Source organism: Brevundimonas sp., from assembly GCF_036676055.1.
GTDB lineage: Bacteria > Pseudomonadota > Alphaproteobacteria > Caulobacterales > Caulobacteraceae > Brevundimonas.
In genome coordinates this window covers 37,552-52,723 of sequence record NZ_JAKFDS010000025.1, presented here as the reverse complement: position 1 = coordinate 52,723, position 15,172 = coordinate 37,552, and the positions used below count along the sequence as shown (strand labels likewise).

At 68.2% G+C, this 15,172-nt stretch carries 15 protein-coding genes; all 15 read left to right on the top strand.

The window, feature by feature from the left end; translation table 11 throughout:
* Positions 1–674, top strand: a 674-nt coding sequence (locus V6M45_RS04965) for a type III pantothenate kinase (RefSeq protein ID WP_332654506.1), incomplete at its 5' end; no start/stop codon positions are given.
* A complete protein-coding gene (locus tag V6M45_RS04960; RefSeq protein WP_332654505.1) occupies positions 671–2,344 on the top strand; it encodes a ribonuclease J in 1,674 nt (557 codons plus the stop codon). The genes V6M45_RS04965 and V6M45_RS04960, both read left to right, overlap by 4 nt.
* Before the next feature lie 60 nt (positions 2,345–2,404).
* Positions 2,405–3,148 (top strand): UMP kinase, encoded by a 744-nt coding sequence (gene pyrH / locus V6M45_RS04955; protein ID WP_332654503.1) that lies wholly within the window; start codon positions 2,405–2,407, stop codon positions 3,146–3,148.
* Between the two features lie 29 nt (positions 3,149–3,177).
* A complete protein-coding gene (frr, locus tag V6M45_RS04950; RefSeq protein ID WP_332654501.1) occupies positions 3,178–3,735 on the top strand; it encodes a ribosome recycling factor in 558 nt (185 codons plus the stop codon).
* Positions 3,736–3,767: 32 nt separating this feature from the next.
* A complete protein-coding gene (gene uppS, locus V6M45_RS04945) occupies positions 3,768–4,523 on the top strand; it encodes a polyprenyl diphosphate synthase (RefSeq protein ID WP_332654499.1) in 756 nt (251 codons plus the stop codon).
* Positions 4,523–5,338 (top strand): phosphatidate cytidylyltransferase, encoded by an 816-nt coding sequence (locus V6M45_RS04940; protein WP_332654497.1) that lies wholly within the window; start codon positions 4,523–4,525, stop codon positions 5,336–5,338. Before uppS ends, V6M45_RS04940 begins: the two co-directional genes overlap by 1 nt.
* Positions 5,335–6,531: a 1-deoxy-D-xylulose-5-phosphate reductoisomerase gene (dxr, locus tag V6M45_RS04935; protein WP_332654495.1), complete on the top strand. Its 1,197-nt coding sequence runs from the start codon at positions 5,335–5,337 to the stop codon at positions 6,529–6,531. Before V6M45_RS04940 ends, dxr begins: the two co-directional genes overlap by 4 nt.
* A 59-nt stretch (positions 6,532–6,590) precedes the next feature.
* The gene (locus V6M45_RS04930; RefSeq protein ID WP_332654494.1) at positions 6,591–7,772 is read left to right on the top strand and encodes a M50 family metallopeptidase; all 1,182 of its coding nucleotides are present in this window, start codon (positions 6,591–6,593) and stop codon (positions 7,770–7,772) included.
* A gap of 32 nt (positions 7,773–7,804) precedes the next feature.
* Positions 7,805–10,216: an outer membrane protein assembly factor BamA gene (gene bamA / locus V6M45_RS04925; RefSeq protein ID WP_332654493.1), complete on the top strand. Its 2,412-nt coding sequence runs from the start codon at positions 7,805–7,807 to the stop codon at positions 10,214–10,216.
* Positions 10,217–10,250: 34 nt separating this feature from the next.
* On the top strand, positions 10,251–10,829 hold the full coding sequence (locus V6M45_RS04920) for an OmpH family outer membrane protein (RefSeq protein ID WP_332654491.1): 579 nt from the start codon (positions 10,251–10,253) through the stop codon (positions 10,827–10,829).
* A gap of 1 nt (position 10,830) precedes the next feature.
* Entirely contained in the window at positions 10,831–11,862 is a 1,032-nt protein-coding gene (gene lpxD, locus V6M45_RS04915) for a UDP-3-O-(3-hydroxymyristoyl)glucosamine N-acyltransferase (RefSeq protein ID WP_332654489.1), read from the top strand.
* Positions 11,855–12,331, top strand: coding sequence for a 3-hydroxyacyl-ACP dehydratase FabZ (gene fabZ / locus V6M45_RS04910; RefSeq protein ID WP_332654487.1), 477 nt, complete (start codon positions 11,855–11,857; stop codon positions 12,329–12,331). The genes lpxD and fabZ overlap by 8 nt, the downstream gene beginning before the upstream one ends.
* Positions 12,331–13,116 (top strand): acyl-ACP--UDP-N-acetylglucosamine O-acyltransferase, encoded by a 786-nt coding sequence (gene lpxA / locus V6M45_RS04905; protein ID WP_332654486.1) that lies wholly within the window; start codon positions 12,331–12,333, stop codon positions 13,114–13,116. Before fabZ ends, lpxA begins: the two co-directional genes overlap by 1 nt.
* Positions 13,113–13,946, top strand: a complete 834-nt coding sequence (gene lpxI / locus V6M45_RS04900; protein ID WP_332654485.1) for a UDP-2,3-diacylglucosamine diphosphatase — start codon at positions 13,113–13,115, stop codon at positions 13,944–13,946. The genes lpxA and lpxI overlap by 4 nt, the downstream gene beginning before the upstream one ends.
* Entirely contained in the window at positions 13,943–15,112 is a 1,170-nt protein-coding gene (gene lpxB, locus V6M45_RS04895; protein ID WP_332654483.1) for a lipid-A-disaccharide synthase, read from the top strand. The genes lpxI and lpxB overlap by 4 nt, the downstream gene beginning before the upstream one ends.
* Positions 15,113–15,172: the final 60 nt, after the last annotated feature.

The following is a 15,172-nucleotide window of genomic DNA, read 5'->3' as shown; positions in this document are numbered from 1 at the left end:
CCGACGAATACGCCGTCTGGCTCAGCCAGCTGCTGACCATGCGCGGCCTGTCGATCGGCCAGCTGGACGGCTGCATCATATCCAGCGTTGTGCCGCAGTCGATTTTCAACCTGCGCAACCTGTCGCGGCGCTACCTGAACGTCGAGCCCTTGGTCATCGGCGACAATGTCGATCTCGGCATCCCGGTGCGCATCCTGAAGCCGAGCGAGGCGGGCGCCGACCGGCTGGTCAACGCCATCGGCGCGCATCTGGTCTATCCCGGCGACCTGATCATCATCGACAGCGGCACGGCGACCACCTTCGACGTGGTGGCCGCCGACGGCGCCTTCGAGGGCGGAGCCATCGCGCCCGGCATCAATCTGAGCCTCCAGGCCCTGCACGAGGCCGCCGCGATGTTGCCCCGCATTGCTATCCAGAAGCCGGAACGGGTGATCGGCAAGGATACCGTCTCGAACATGCAATCCGGCGTCTTCTGGGGCTATGTCGCCCTGATCGAAGGCATGGTCGCCCGCATCAAGGCCGAGTGGGGCAAGCCCATGACCGTCGTCGGAACCGGCGGGGTCGCCTCGCTGTTCGAGGGCGCGACAAACTCTATCGACCGGTTCGACCCGGACCTGACCATCCGCGGCCTGCTCGAAATCTGGCGGCGGAACACCCACATCAAGGACGTATGAAAAAGAATCCCAACGACGAACTCGTCTTCGTCCCGCTCGGCGGGTCGGGCGAGATCGGTATGAACCTGAACTGCTACGGCTACGGGCCGGAAGCGAACCGCCAGTGGCTGATCGTCGACGTGGGCGTGACCTTCGGCGACCTGTCGACGCCCGGCGTCGATGTGATCGTGCCCGATCCCGCCTTCCTTGAGGGCGAAACCATCCGCGGCATCGTCCTGACGCACGCCCATGAGGACCATATCGGGGCGCTCGGCTGGCTGTGGAGCCGGATGAAGGCGCCGCTGTACGCCACGCCCTTCACCGCCTTCCTGATCCGCGAGAAGCTGCGCGAGGCGGGCATCCTCGACCAGGTCGAGATCATCGAGGTGCCGCTGGGCGGCACGGTCGATCTCGGGCCGTTCACGGTCGACTTCATCACCATGACCCATTCGATCGCCGAGCCGAACGGTCTGGCGATCCGCACGCCCCTGGGCACAGTGCTGCACACCGGCGACTGGAAGATCGACGACGAGCCGATCGTCGGCGAGGTCACCGACGCCGGCGCCATCAGCCGCCTCGGCGACGAAGGCGTGCTGGCCATGGTCTGCGATTCCACCAATGTGTTCGTCGAAGGCGTGGCCGGATCCGAGGGCACGGTGCGCGACGCCCTGGCGGAACTGATCGGAGGTCTGAAGGGCCGCGTCGCCGTCGGCTGCTTCGCCTCGAACGTGGCGCGCATGGACAGCGTCATCCGCGCGGCCGAGGCCGCCGGACGGCGCGTGTCGCTGGCGGGCCGGTCGATGCATCGCATCACTTCGGCCGCCAAGCACGTCGGCATGATGCAGGACATCAAGCCCTTCCTGTCCGAACAGGAGGCCCGGGTCTGGCCGGCCGACGAGATCCTGTATCTGTGCACCGGCAGTCAGGGCGAGGCCCGCGCGGCCCTGTCCCGGGTGGCCGAGGGTACCCACCCGTACATCAAGCTGAGCAAGGGCGATCACTGCATCTTCTCGTCGCGGGTCATCCCGGGCAACGAGTTGTCGATCGGCCGTCTGCAGGACAAGCTGACCGACCGCGGGGTGCGGATTTACACCGAGAAGGACCACCCCGGCATCCACGTCTCCGGCCACCCGTGCCGCGAGGAGCTGCGTCAGATGTACGCCTGGGCCCGCCCGAAGATCGCCGTGCCGACCCACGGCATGCGCCGCCACCTGGCCGAACACGCCAACCTGGCCAAGGATATCGGCGTGCCCGAGACGGTGACCCCCCGCAACGGCGACATGGTGCGTCTGGCGCCCGGACCCGCGGCCATCATCGACGAGGTGCCGAACGGCCGTCTCTATGTCGATGGCGGGCGTCTGGTCACTGAACAGGGCGAGGCCCTGCACGAGCGTCGCCACGCCTCGACCAACGGCGTGCTGATCGTCAGCTTCGCCATGGACAAGCGCGGCAAGATCGTCAGCGACATCGACGTGCGCGCCATCGGCCTGCCGGGGGACGCGGAATCGCCGCTGGGGGATGCTCTCGACGACCTGGCCGAGCGGGCCGAGGCGGCGGTGATGAAGCTGAAGGGCGAGGCGCTGGATGACGAACTGGTCATCGAACAGGCCGTCTCGCGGGCCCTGAAGAAGGCCAGCCAGCAGATCTGGGATCGGCGTCCGATCGTCGAGACAATCATCCTGAGGCTTTGAACCCACGGTCGGCCTTTCTATAAGGAGCCGAATCCGCGCCTGACGCCCCAAGGACCTCCCATGCCCGACGCCCCGCCCGAGTTTCGCTACAAGCGCGTCCTGCTGAAGGTGTCGGGCGAGGTGCTGATGGGCGATCAGGCCTACGGCATCGACATGAAGACGGTCGCCACCGTGGCCGAGGCGGTGGCCCAGGTGGCCCGCGAGGGCGTGGAGATCTGCCTCGTCATCGGCGGCGGCAACATCTTCCGGGGGCTGAGCAAGGCCGCCGGCGATATGGACCGGGCCACCGCCGACTACATGGGCATGCTGGCCACGGTGATGAACGCCCTGGCCATGCAGGCGGCGCTGGAGAAGATCGGGGTCCAGACCCGGGTGCAGAGCGCCCTGACCATGAACGCGGTGGCCGAGCCCTATGTCCGCCGCCGGGCCCTGCGCCATCTCGAGAAGGGCAGGGTGGTGATCTTCGCCGCCGGGGTCGGCGCGCCCTTCTTCACGACCGACTCGGGGGCCGCCCTGCGCGCCGCCGAAATGGGCTGCGACGCCCTGCTGAAAGGCACCAGCGTGGACGGCGTCTACACCGCCGACCCCAAGAAGGACGCCTCGGCGACCCGCTACGACACCCTGACCTATCACGACGTTCTGGCGAAGGACCTCAAGGTCATGGACGCCTCGGCGATCGCCCTGATGCGGGACTCGGGCATTCCGATCGTGGTGTTCTCGATCCGCGAGGACGGCTCGCTGCGCAAGACCCTGACCGGCGAAGGCACCTTCACGGTCATCACGTCCAAAGCTAAATCAGCCTGACAAGTCCTTCGAGAACGAGAGAAAAGACAATGGCCAAGCCTGATCTCAAGACCTATCGCGACCGTATGGACAAGGCGGTCGGCGCCTTGCGCGAGGAGTTCGCGGGCCTGCGGACCGGCCGCGCCAACGCCGGCCTGCTGGAGCCGGTCCAGGTCGAGGCTTATGGCTCGATGTCGCCCCTGCATGCCGTCGCCGCCATCAGCGTGCCCGAGCCCCGCATGATTTCGGTCAGCGTCTGGGACAAGAGCATGGTGACGCCCGTCGAGAAGGCCATCCGCGCCGCCGGCCTGGGTCTGAACCCGATCGTCGATGGCCAGACCCTGCGCATTCCGGTCCCGCCCCTGACGGAGGAGCGTCGCAAGGACCTGGCCAAGCTGGCCGGCAAATACGCCGAGCAGCAGAAGATCGCCGTCCGCAACGTCCGCCGCGACGCCAATGACGATCTGAAGAAGGCCGAAAAGGCCTCCGAGATAAGCCAGGACGAGCAGAAGAAGATGGAAGCCGAGGTCCAGAAGGACACTGATGCGGCCATCAAACGGATCGACGAGACCTTGAAGGCCAAGGAAGTTGAGATCATGCAGGTTTGACGGCGCGTTTTGCCGTAGGATACGCGCCGGTCATGCCCGTCGAACCCCTTGATCCCCAGCCCGCGTCGGACGGGCCGCGCCACGTCGCCCTGATCATGGACGGCAATGGCCGCTGGGCGCAGGCGCGCGGCTTGCCGCGGGCCATGGGCCATCGCGAGGGCGTGCAGGCGCTGAAGCGCACGGTGCAGGCGGCGCCGGCCCTCGGCATCCGCTGCCTGACGGTGTTCGGCTTCTCGACCGAGAACTGGCGGCGCCCGGCCGAAGAAGTGTCCGACCTGATGGGACTGGTTCGCTCCTACGTCGCCAGCGATCTGAAGCGGCTGGCGCGAGAGGGCGTCCGGGTCAGAATCCTCGGCCGCCGGGCGGGATTGCCGGCCGACATCGCCCGGATCGTCGAGCAGACCGAGGCGAGCACCGCCCACAACGACAAATTCCTCCTGCAAGTGGCGTTCAACTACGGCGGCAGGGCCGACATCGTCGACGCCGCCCAACGTCACGTCGAACGGGTGCTGGCCGGGGAGGCGGTCGGCCCCCTCGACGAGGAGACGCTCGGCATGGGCCTGTCCACCGCCGGCGGCCCGCCTGTGGACGTCATCGTGCGCACCTCCGGCGAGCAGCGGCTGTCGAACTTCCTGCTGTGGGAGGCCGCCTACGCTGAACTGGTGTTTCAGCAGGTGCTGTGGCCGGACTACGGAGCGGAGGCGCTGGCCGACGTCGTCGAACAGTACCGCAACCGCGACCGGCGCTTCGGCGGCCTGTCGTCCACAGCTGCGCTAGCGGCCGGCTGATGGCGGTTCGAGCCGGCGATATTGGCCTGCGAGCTGCGTCGGCCATCGTGCTGGCGCCGGCGGCGGTACTCGGCATCTGGGCGGGCGGACTCTGGTTCCTCACCCTGATGCTGCTGGCGTGCGCCTTGCTGGCGGTTGAGTGGGCGATGATGAGCGCGGCGACGGCGTGGCGGCTGATGGCCGGCGCGGTCGCCTTCGGCCTGTTCGCGGCGGTGATCTCGGCCCACGTCGAACAGCTGTCGCTCTCGCTGGTCATGCTGGTTTTCTGCGCCGCCGCTGCGGGCCTGTTCGCCCGCAGCCGGGGCCAGGAGGCGCTGGATGCGGCCTATGGCGTGCTCTATCTCGGCTGGCCGGCCGTGCTGCTGATCTGGCTCCGGGACGGTTCCTCGGCCAGCGGCCTCGCCTGGACGGTGTCCGCCTTCGTCATCGCCTGGGCCTCCGACATCATGGCCTATCTGGTCGGCAGCCTGATCGGCGGTCGCAAGCTGTGGCCGCGCTTCTCACCGAACAAGACCTGGTCCGGCTTCATCGGCGGCCTGGCGGCCGGCACCGGCGCCGGCGCCCTGCTGGCGACGTGGCTGGATCTCGGCATCGGCCCTGCGTGGGGCGCCGTCCTCGGCCTCGCCGCGGCCCTCGCCACCATGGCGGGCGACCTGTGGGAATCGGCGCTCAAGCGTCGTTACGGGGTCAAGGACGCGGGCAAGTTGATACCCGGTCACGGCGGACTCCTGGACCGGGTCGACGGGCTGATGTTCGCGGTCGTCGTCGTGGCCTGCGGGCGGCTGCTGTTCGTGACCTTCGGGGCAGGCGCGTGATTCGGCGCCGTGTGACGGTCCTCGGCTCGACCGGTTCGGTCGGAACCTCGACGCTGGAGCTGATGGAGCAGGCCGAGGCGGGCGGGACCGGCGTCTTCGAGGTTGAGGCCCTGACAGGCGGGGCCAATATCACCCGGCTGGCCGAGCAGGCCCGGCGTTGGAAGCCGAAGCTGGCGGTCACGGCCGATCCGGCCCGCCTCGACGAACTGCGGCAGGCGCTGGCGGGAACCGGGGTCGAGGCCGCGGCCGGGGAGGGGGCGGTCATCGAGGCCGCCGCCCGCCCCGCCGACTGGGTCATGGCTGCTATCGTCGGCGCCGCGGGACTGCGTTCGGCGTGGGCGGCGGCGGATACAGGGGCCACCCTGGCGCTGGCCAACAAGGAAAGCCTCGTGTGCTGCGGCCCGGCCCTGATCGAGCGGGTTCGGCGCGCGGGCGGGCGCCTGATTCCGGTCGATTCCGAGCATTCGGCGATCTTTCAGGTGTTCCCGCACGATGCGCCGCATCAGGTCGAAAAATTGGTCCTGACCGCGTCCGGGGGCCCGTTCCGCACCACGCCGCGCGAGGCGCTGGTCGGAATCACGCCGGAACAGGCCGTGGCCCATCCCAACTGGAGCATGGGCGCCAAGATCTCGGTCGACAGCGCCACCATGGCCAACAAGGGTCTGGAAGCGATCGAGGCCGCCTATCTGTTCGCCATGCCCGCGGATCGCATCGATGTCGTGGTGCATCCGGAATCGATCATTCACAGCATGGTCGAATACATCGACGGCTCGACGCTGGCCCAGATGGGGCCGCCGGATATGAAGACGCCGATCGCCTGCGCCCTGGCCTGGCCGGACCGGATCGCCTGGTCGGCGCCGAAGCTGGATCTGGCCGCGCTTGGGCGGCTGACGTTTGAGGCCCCGGACGAGACGCGATTTCCCGCGCTCAAGCTGGCCCGCGAGGCGCTGCGCGCGGGCGGTGCGGCGCCGATCGTGTTCAACGCAGCCAACGAGGTCGCGGCCCTCGCATTTCTTGACCGTCGCCTGGCCTTTCTCAATATTGCCGCAGTCGTCGCCGACACCTTGTCGCGCGTGACGGCCTCGGGGGTGGATTCCGGTTCCCGCAACGCCTGCGATGCGGCCCTGGCCGTAGACGAGCAGGCGCGGCGGGTGGCGGAGTCGATCGTTCGGGGTCTGGCCGCGGCGGCCTGAACGGCGGAGGGTTTCATATCGGCATGACGGGCTTCCTGGGCCAGGCGCTGCTCTACATCGTGCCGTTCCTGCTGGTGCTGACGTTCATCGTCACCATCCACGAACTGGGTCACTTCCTTGTCGCGCGCGCATTTGGCGTGAAGATCGACCGGTTCTCCATCGGATTCGGCAAGACCATCATCAGCCGCGTCGACCGCCGCGGGACCGAGTGGCGGCTCGCCTGGCTCCCGCTTGGCGGTTACGTCAAATTCTCGGGCGACCTGGACGCTTCCAGCGTGCCGGACGAGGCGGGTCTGGCCGAACTGCGCCAGCGCGTCATCGCCGAGAGCGGTCCGGGCGCCGAGCGCGACTATTTTCACTTCAAGCCCATCTGGCAGCGTGCGCTGATCGTGGCGGCGGGCCCGGCGGCGAATTTCGTGCTGGCCATGGCGCTGTTCACCGTCCTGTTCAGCGTCGTCGGTGAGCGCATCGTCGCGCCACGGGTCCTCAACGTGGTCGAGGGCACGCCGGCGGCCGCCGCGGGCTTCCAGCCGCGCGATCTGATCGTTGCGGTCAACGGCCGCCCGGTGATCGAGGACGCGGACGTCACCCGCCTGGTGGTGATGAGCGCAGGCGATCCTCTCACCTTCACCGTCGAACGGGCAGGCGGCCCGGTGACACTGACGGCGACGCCCGAGCGCCGCCTCGAGAATGATGAGATCGCCGGTCGGGTGCGCATTGCCCGTATTGGCCTGGGCCTGGGTCCACTCGTCAGCAGCGACTACCGCTTCCGCCGCCTCAATCCGATCGAGGCGGCCGGCCGTGGGGCCGAGACCATTGGCGAGACGGTTGGCACCACGGCGACCTATATCGGCCGGATCTTCATCGGCAAGGAATCGGGCGATTTGCTCAACGGCCCGATCGGGATCGCCAAGGCGGCCGGCGGGGTGACCCGTCTGGCGGTCGAGGCCGATCCGGCCCCCGCTGTGATGGCCCGCAACCTCGCCCTGACCTTCCTCAGCTTCGCCGCGCTGGTGTCGATCGGCATCGGCATCGTGAATCTGCTGCCGATTCCGGTTCTCGACGGGGGGCACCTTCTGTTCTACGGCTATGAAGTTGTTGCGCGCAGGCCAGTCCCCGCGCGCGTTCAGGAAGTCGGATACCGCGTCGGTCTTGCTTTGCTGGCGGGATTGATGTTGTTCGCCACCTGGAACGACCTGCAGAAAAACGGCCTGTTCACCTTCCTCGGCGGGCTCGCATGACGAGCCGACGCCAGCCCCCGATGGTTTCCCGCATGATCCGACAAGACGCGTCCGCCCTTCGTTTCGCCCGCGGCCTGAGCCCGAGCTTGCTGGCCCTCGCCGTCGCGGCCGGCCTGTGTGGCCCGGCCCTGGCCCAGACGCCGGAACCGACCGTGGTGATCCAGGATGCGCCCGCGGCGCAGCAGCCGGCGGCGCAGGAGCGGTTGGTGGTCAACCGCATCCTGGTGCGCGGCAACCAGCGCATCGACCAGACCACCATCCTGTCCTATCTGCCGATCCAGCCGGGCGACCCGGTCGATGACGCGGTTCTGGACGTGGCGGTTCGCACCCTGACCCGCACCCAGCTGTTCGCTGACGTCCAGCTTGGCGTTCAGCCGAACGGGGACCTGGTCGTCGAGATCGTCGAGAACCCGATCATCAACCAGGTCGTGTTCGAGGGGAACGGCGCCATCGCCGAGACCAAGCTGCGCGAGGAAGTGACCCTGCGTCCGCGCGGCATCTACACCCGCGCCCGGGTGCAGGAGGACGTCGGCAAGATCGTCGAGCTGTACCGCCTGTCCGGCCGTATCTCGGCCACCGTCACGCCCAAGCTGGTCCAGTTGGACCAGAACCGCGTCGACGTCGTCTTCGAGATCGACGAGGGCCCGGAAACCGGCGTGCGCGCCATCACCTTCCTCGGCAACACGGCCTTCTCGGACGGCGACCTGCAGGAGGTGATGGTCACCAAGCGGTCGCAGTGGTGGCAGTTCTTCAGCTCCAACGACAACTACGACCCCAACCGTCTCGACTACGACCGGGAACAGCTGCGGAAATTCTACACCAACCGCGGCTACTACGACTTCCGCGTCCTGTCGGCGATCGCCGAACTGGCCCCTGACGACAGCGCCTTCGGCATCACCATCACCGTCGACGAGGGCGACCGCTACAATTTCGGCACGGTCGAGGTGGTCACCGAGAACGACCGGCTGAACCCGGACTTCCTCAAGCTGCTGCTGCCCATCCGCACGGGCCAGCTCTACGAGAGCGACAAGATCGAGTCTGCGGTGGACGCCCTGACCTTCGCGGCGGGCTCGGCCGGCTACGCCTTCGTCGAGATCGAGCCGTCGTATCGGGCGAACCCCGAGACCGACACCGTCGACGTCACCTTCAATGTTCGCGAGGGCCAGCGGGTCTACGTGGACCGCATCAACATCATCGGCAACACCCGCACGCTCGACAACGTCATCCGCCGTGAGATGATGCTGACCGAGGGCGACGCCTTCAACCGCACCCTGCTGGAGCGGTCGCGCAATAACCTCCGCGGTCTCGGCTTCTTCAAGGACGTGACCGTCGAGGAAGCGCGCGGCTCGGCGCCCGACCGCTCGATCGTCAACGTCACCGTGCAGGAACAGCCGACCGGCGAACTGTCCGTCGGCGCCGGCTTCAGCTCGGTCGACTCTTTCGTAGTCAACCTGGGCATCACCGAGCGCAACTTCCGCGGCCGCGGCCAGAATGTCGTCGCCCGGGTCGAGTGGGGGTCGCTGCGCCAGCAGATCGATTTCCGCTTCACGGAGCCGAAATTCCTCGGCCGCGACCTCCGGGCCGGCTTCGACGCCTTCCACTCGCGCTACGATCTGAGCGAATATTCCTCGTACGACTACCGCTCGACGGGCGGCGGCGTGCGCCTGTCCTATCCGCTGAACGCCTACACCCTGTTCAGCACGCGCTACTTCCTCAAGGCGGACGAAATCATCGTCCCGACCAATTTCTGCAGCGGGGCCGGGGGCGGCTCGACCGCCTTGTGCGACCAGGTCGGATCATTCCTGAACTCGTCGGCGGGCTACACCCTGTTCGTCGACCGCCGCAACGACCCGATCCGACCGACCCGCGGCTGGACAGGCCGACTGATCCAGGACTTCGCCGGCATCGGCGGCGATGTGAACTATGTGAAGACGGAGGCTGAGGTCTCGGCCTACTGGGGCATCACGCCGAGCTGGGTGGTCAGCACCTCCGCCTCGACCGGCTATGTGTCGGGCTGGGGCGGCGATCCGATCCGGATCAATGACCGCTTCTTCAAGGGCGGCAACAGCTTCCGCGGCTTCGAGACGGCCGGCATCGGGCCGCGCGACCTGAACACCACGGACGCCTTGGGCGGCAATTTCTACGTCATCGGTACGATGGAGCTGACAGTCCCGAACGGCCTGCCGGAAGAGTATGGCATCCGGACCTCGCTGTTCACCGATGTCGGCACCGTCGGGGCGCTCGACGACCGCTACACCCTGGACGCCAACGGCAACCCCAGCACCCGTATCGTCGATGACCTGGCCCTGCGGGCGTCCGCCGGCGTCAGCATCCACTGGCGCTCGCCCATGGGCCCGATCCGCTTCGACCTCAGCCACATTCTCGGCAGTGAAGACTACGACAAGACCGAGACCTTCCGCTTCTCGACTTCAACCCAGTTCTAACCGACGGGCCCCTGGCCCGCTCAAAGGCACAACGATGAAAATCCTCGCTTTAGGCGCCTTCTCCCTCGCCATGCTGGCCGGCTCGGCTGCGGCCGCCCAGGACCAGAATTTCGGCCCGGCCATCCCTGGCGTCTGCATCTATCACCACGACCGCCTGATGGCCCAGTCGACCGCCGGCCAGTCGCTGGTCACCGGCCTGCAGCGCCTGCAACAGGAAGTGCAGGCCGAACTGTCTCCCTATGAGCAGTTCATCCAGACGGAAGGCCAAGCCCTGCAGCAGGGTCAGGCGACCATCCCGCAGGACCAACTCCAGCAGCGCGCCCAGGCCCTCGAAACCCGCTACCGCGAGTTCGAAACCCTGCGTCAGACCCGCACCGGTGAACTGCGCTACACTCTCGCCTATCAGCAGCAGCAGATCGGTCAGGCGACCGATCCGATCCTGCAGGCGCTCTACACCGAGCGTGGCTGCGGCATCCTGCTGAGCGCCGACGCCGTGATGCGGGCCAACCCGCAGATGGATCTGACCGAGACGGCCATCCAGCGCCTGAACGCGGCCCTGCCGACCCTGCCGGCCTTCTCGCGTATGGCGGTTCCGGCTCAACCGGCTCAGTAATATGGGCCGAGGCCCCGATGCGCGGTTCTTCGAGGCGCTGCCGACTCTGACGGTCGGCGAACTCGCGAGCCGTATCGGCGCAGACGTCGCGCGCGGCGGAGACCGGTTGGTCTCCGCCGTTGCGCCATTGGCGACCGCCGGAGCCGGCGACGTGGCCTTTCTCGGCGATCGCCGCTTCCTGCCGATGCTGACCGACTCCGGCGCCGGTTGCATCATCGTCCCGCCGTCGGCAGTCGAGGCGGTGCCTGCCGGGGCGGCGGTGATCGTCTCTGGCGAGGCCCAGGCGTCCTGGGCCCGGGCGTCGCTCCTGTTTCACCGACCCATCCCCCTCGACCGCGCCGTGGCGGCGCCCGAGGTGGTTGAAGACGACTCGGTCGTGCTCGAGCCCGGCGTGGTTCTCGGCGCCGGGGCCCGCATCGGCCGCGGCAGCCGCGTCGGCGCCAACACCGTGGTCGGCCCGGGCGTCCAGATCGGCCGCGACTGCGTGATCGGCGCCAACGTCAGCCTCGGCTTCGCCCTGATCGGCGATCGGGTCCGCGTCCTGTCCGGCGCCCGGATCGGCGAACCCGGGTTCGGCGCGGCTGGGTCGCGCACGGGACCCATCGACATCCCCCAGCTGGGCCGGGTGATCCTGCAGGACGGCGTCAGCGTCGGCGCGAACACCACCATCGACCGCGGGGCCTACGACGACACGGTGATCGGCGAGAACACCAAGATCGATAACCTCTGCATGATCGGCCACAATTGCGTGATCGGCCGCAACTGCCTGATGGCCGCCCAGACAGGGCTGTCGGGGTCGGTGACGGTCGGCGACGGCGTCATGTTCGGCGGCAAGGCGGGCGTGGGCGATCATCTCAGCATCGGCGAGGGCGCCCGGGTCGCCGCCGGGGCCGGCGTGCTCCAGAACGTCCCGGCCGGCGAGACCTGGTCCGGCTATCCGGCGAAACCCCTGCGACAGTTCTTGCGTGAAGCGATCTGGCTCGCCAAACAGGCGTCCGGAAAGGCACGTGCAGGGAAGACCGGGAATGAGTGACGCAACGGCAGCCGGGGGGACCATCGACTACGCGGAGGTGATGCGGCGCCTGCCGCACCGCTATCCCTTCCTTCTCGTCGACAAGGCCATGGACTTCGTGCCGGGGACCTCGATCACCGGCATCAAGAACGTCAGCCATAACGAGCCCTTCTTCCCGGGCCATTTCCCGATCGATCCGGTGATGCCGGGTGTGATGATCGTTGAGGCCATGGCCCAGACGGGGGCGCTGATGATGTCCAAGACCCTCGACGTTTCGGTCGAGGGCAAAATCATCATGTTCATGTCGATTGATGGCGTCCGCTTCCGCAAACCGGCCCGCCCGGGCGACCAGCTGCATATGAAGGTGGTGGTCACGAAGCAGCGCGGCGACATCTTCAAATTCCGCGGCGAGACTTTCATCGACGGCAAGCTGGCCGCCGAGGCGGACTTCGCCGCGATGGTGGTCACCGTCGACCAGCCGGCCGCCTGATGGCGATCCATCCGACAGCCCAGATCGACCCTGCCGCGCGGCTGGGTGAGGGCGTCGAGATCGGGCCCTGGACGATCGTCGGACCCAATGTGGCGCTGGGCGATGGCGTCCGGGTCGCCGCCCATGTCGTGATCCAGCAGGACACCACGGTCGGGGCCGGAACGACCATCCACCCGTTCTGCCTCCTCGGCGGCGACCCGCAGCACGGCGGCTACAAGGGCGAGCCGGTGGCGCTGGAGATCGGTGAAAACAACACCATTCGCGAGCACTGCACCTTCAATCGCGGCACGCCGGGCGACCGGAAGTTGACCACGATCGGCTCGAGCGGCCTGTTTATGACCGGCGCCCACGTCGGCCACGACTGCATCGTGGGCGACAACGTCACCTTCGCCAATAACGCCACCCTGGGCGGCCACGCCCGGGTTGGAAATCGCGTCTTCCTCGGCGGGCTGGCGGCGGTACACCAGTTCGGACGGATCGGGCAGGGGGCCATCGTCGGCGGCCTGTCGGCCGTGACCCGCGATGTGATCCCCTATGGTTCGGCCTGGGGCAACCATGTGCGCCTGCACGGGCTCAACCTGATCGGCCTGAAGCGCAAGGGCTATGGCAAGGACGAGATCCGCCGCCTGCTGGCCGCCTATCGCGATATCTTCGAAGGTGAGGGCGTGTTCTCCGCCCGGCTGGACGCCGCGGCCGCGACCTATGCGGACTTGCCCGAAATCCAGGAGATCATCGCCTTCATCCGTGAAGACACCCGGCGCCCCGTCGCCCTGCCGGAACGATGACGGGCAAGCTGGGCCTGATCGCCGGGGGCGGGGCTCTGCCGCTCTCGGTCGCCGCCCGCTGCGAGGCCGAGGGCCGCCCGGTGTTCGTGGTGCGGCTGGCGGGGTTCGCCGATCCCCATCTGGCGCGCTATCCGGGCGTCGACGCGGGCATGGCCGAGATCGGCCGGGTGCTTTCGGCGCTGAAGAAGGCCGGTTGCGAGGCGGTCTGTTTCGCCGGCACGGTCAGCCGCCCCGACTTCAAGGCGCTGAAGCCCGACTTCAAGGGCATGACCCTGCTGCCCGGCATCATCGCCGAGGCGGCCAAGGGCGACGACGCCTTGCTGCGCAAGATTCTGTCGGTGTTCGAGGGCGAGGGCTACGCCATCGAGGGAGCTGACGACATCCTCGGTGGGGAGACGCTGCCGTCCGGCGCGCTGGGGGCGATCATACCCACGCCTGAACAGATTCAAGATCTGAGGAAAGCGCTACACGTCGCGGAAAAGGCCGGAGAACTCGACATCGGTCAGGGGGCGGTCGTGTGCGACGGCTTGGTCTTGGCGGTTGAGGCCCAGGAGGGCACCGACGCCATGCTGGCCCGGGTCGCGGCCCTTCCTTCAGACCTGCGCGGATCGCCGGTCGACCGCAAGGGGGCCTTGGGTAAGGCTCCGAAGCCGATCCAGGACCTTCGCGTCGACATGCCGGTGATGGGGGCCCGGACGATCGAATTGGCCGCCGCCGCCGGCCTGGCGGGCGTCGGCGGCGTCGCCGGCAAGCTGATCCTGATCGACCATGCAGCCATCGTGGAAGCCGCCGACCGATTGGGGCTGTTCGTCTGGGGCGAAACCCGGTGAGCCGGCCCCTCAAGGTCATGCTGGTCGCGGCCGAAGCCTCGGGCGACGCGCTCGGGGCCGGTCTGGCGGATGCGCTCAAGGCGCGTCTGGGCCAAGATGTGGTCTTCGTCGGCGTCGGCGGGGCGAAGATGGCCGAGGCCGGCGTCGCCAGCCCGTTCGACATCACCGACCTGTCTGTCCTGGGCTGGCTGGAGGGCCTGAAGGCCTATGGGGTTGTGAAACGGCGGGTCGCCGACACCGCGGCTCTTGCGGTCGCCGAACGCCCCGACGCCGTGGTCCTGATCGACAGCTGGGGCTTCACCATCCGGGTGGCGAAGGCGATCCGCGCCGTTCTGCCTGACGTCCCTCTGATCAAATACGTCGGTCCGCAGGTCTGGGCCTCGCGCCCGGGCCGGGCGAAGACGCTGGCGGCCTCGGTCGACCACCTCCTCGCCCTCTACGCCTTCGACGCGCCGTGGTTCGAGCGCGAGGGGCTGCCGACGACGGTCGTGGGCTCGCAGGCGCTGCACGTCGACATGAGCGGGGCCGACCCCGCCGCCTTCCGGTCTTCGCGCGGCATCGCCGCCGCCGCGCCCCTGCTGCTGGTCCTGCCGGGCAGTCGCCCGTCCGAGATCCGCCTGATGACCCCGGTCTACGAGGCCGCCGTGGCGCGCCTCAAGAAGGCCGACCCCGCGCTCGAGGTCGCCGTGGTGGCGGCCGGGGCCGTGGCCGACCGTGTCACAGCCGAGGTCGCGTCGTGGCCGTTCCGCGCCCATCTGGTCCCCGAGGCCGAGAAATACTCGGCCATGAAGGCCGCCACCGTGGCCCTGGCCACCAGCGGCACGGTCTCCACCGAACTGGCGCTGGCCGGCGCGCCCATGGTCATTTCCTACCGCTTCCAGCCGCTCAGCTATGCGATCATGAAGCCGTTCTTCACCGGCAAATACGCGACCCTGTTCAACCACGCGGCGGACGAGGAGATCGCCCGCGAGCTGATCCAGAACGACGCCACGCCGGAGAAGCTGGCGGCCGAAGTCGGGCGCCTGCTCGCGGACCCCGGGGCGCGCCTCGATCAGGCCGCCCGCCAGACGGCGGCGTTGGACCTGATGGGTCGTGAGGGCAGGGACCCGTCCGAGATTGCGGCGGATGCGGTGCTCAGGGTGATCGCGGCGAAGGCGGCTGCATAGGCCGCTGACGTCAGCGAGCTTACCGATCCTTCACTTGAGGAACTGTCGGGCGACCCCCTA

Excerpts from the sequence above, each read along its gene's own strand:
- V6M45_RS04960 (WP_332654505.1), top strand. The coding sequence starts at position 671 with ATGAAAAAGAATCCCAACGACGAACTCGTCTTCGTCCCGCTCGGCGGG.
- pyrH (WP_332654503.1), top strand. The coding sequence starts at position 2,405 with ATGCCCGACGCCCCGCCCGAGTTTCGCTACAAGCGCGTCCTGCTGAAG.
- frr (WP_332654501.1), top strand. The coding sequence starts at position 3,178 with ATGGCCAAGCCTGATCTCAAGACCTATCGCGACCGTATGGACAAGGCG.
- uppS (WP_332654499.1), top strand. The coding sequence starts at position 3,768 with ATGCCCGTCGAACCCCTTGATCCCCAGCCCGCGTCGGACGGGCCGCGC.
- V6M45_RS04940 (WP_332654497.1), top strand. The coding sequence starts at position 4,523 with ATGGCGGTTCGAGCCGGCGATATTGGCCTGCGAGCTGCGTCGGCCATC.
- bamA (WP_332654493.1), top strand. The coding sequence starts at position 7,805 with ATGATCCGACAAGACGCGTCCGCCCTTCGTTTCGCCCGCGGCCTGAGC.
- V6M45_RS04920 (WP_332654491.1), top strand. The coding sequence starts at position 10,251 with ATGAAAATCCTCGCTTTAGGCGCCTTCTCCCTCGCCATGCTGGCCGGC.
- lpxD (WP_332654489.1), top strand. The coding sequence starts at position 10,831 with ATGGGCCGAGGCCCCGATGCGCGGTTCTTCGAGGCGCTGCCGACTCTG.
- fabZ (WP_332654487.1), top strand. The coding sequence starts at position 11,855 with ATGAGTGACGCAACGGCAGCCGGGGGGACCATCGACTACGCGGAGGTG.
- lpxA (WP_332654486.1), top strand. The coding sequence starts at position 12,331 with ATGGCGATCCATCCGACAGCCCAGATCGACCCTGCCGCGCGGCTGGGT.
- lpxI (WP_332654485.1), top strand. The coding sequence starts at position 13,113 with ATGACGGGCAAGCTGGGCCTGATCGCCGGGGGCGGGGCTCTGCCGCTC.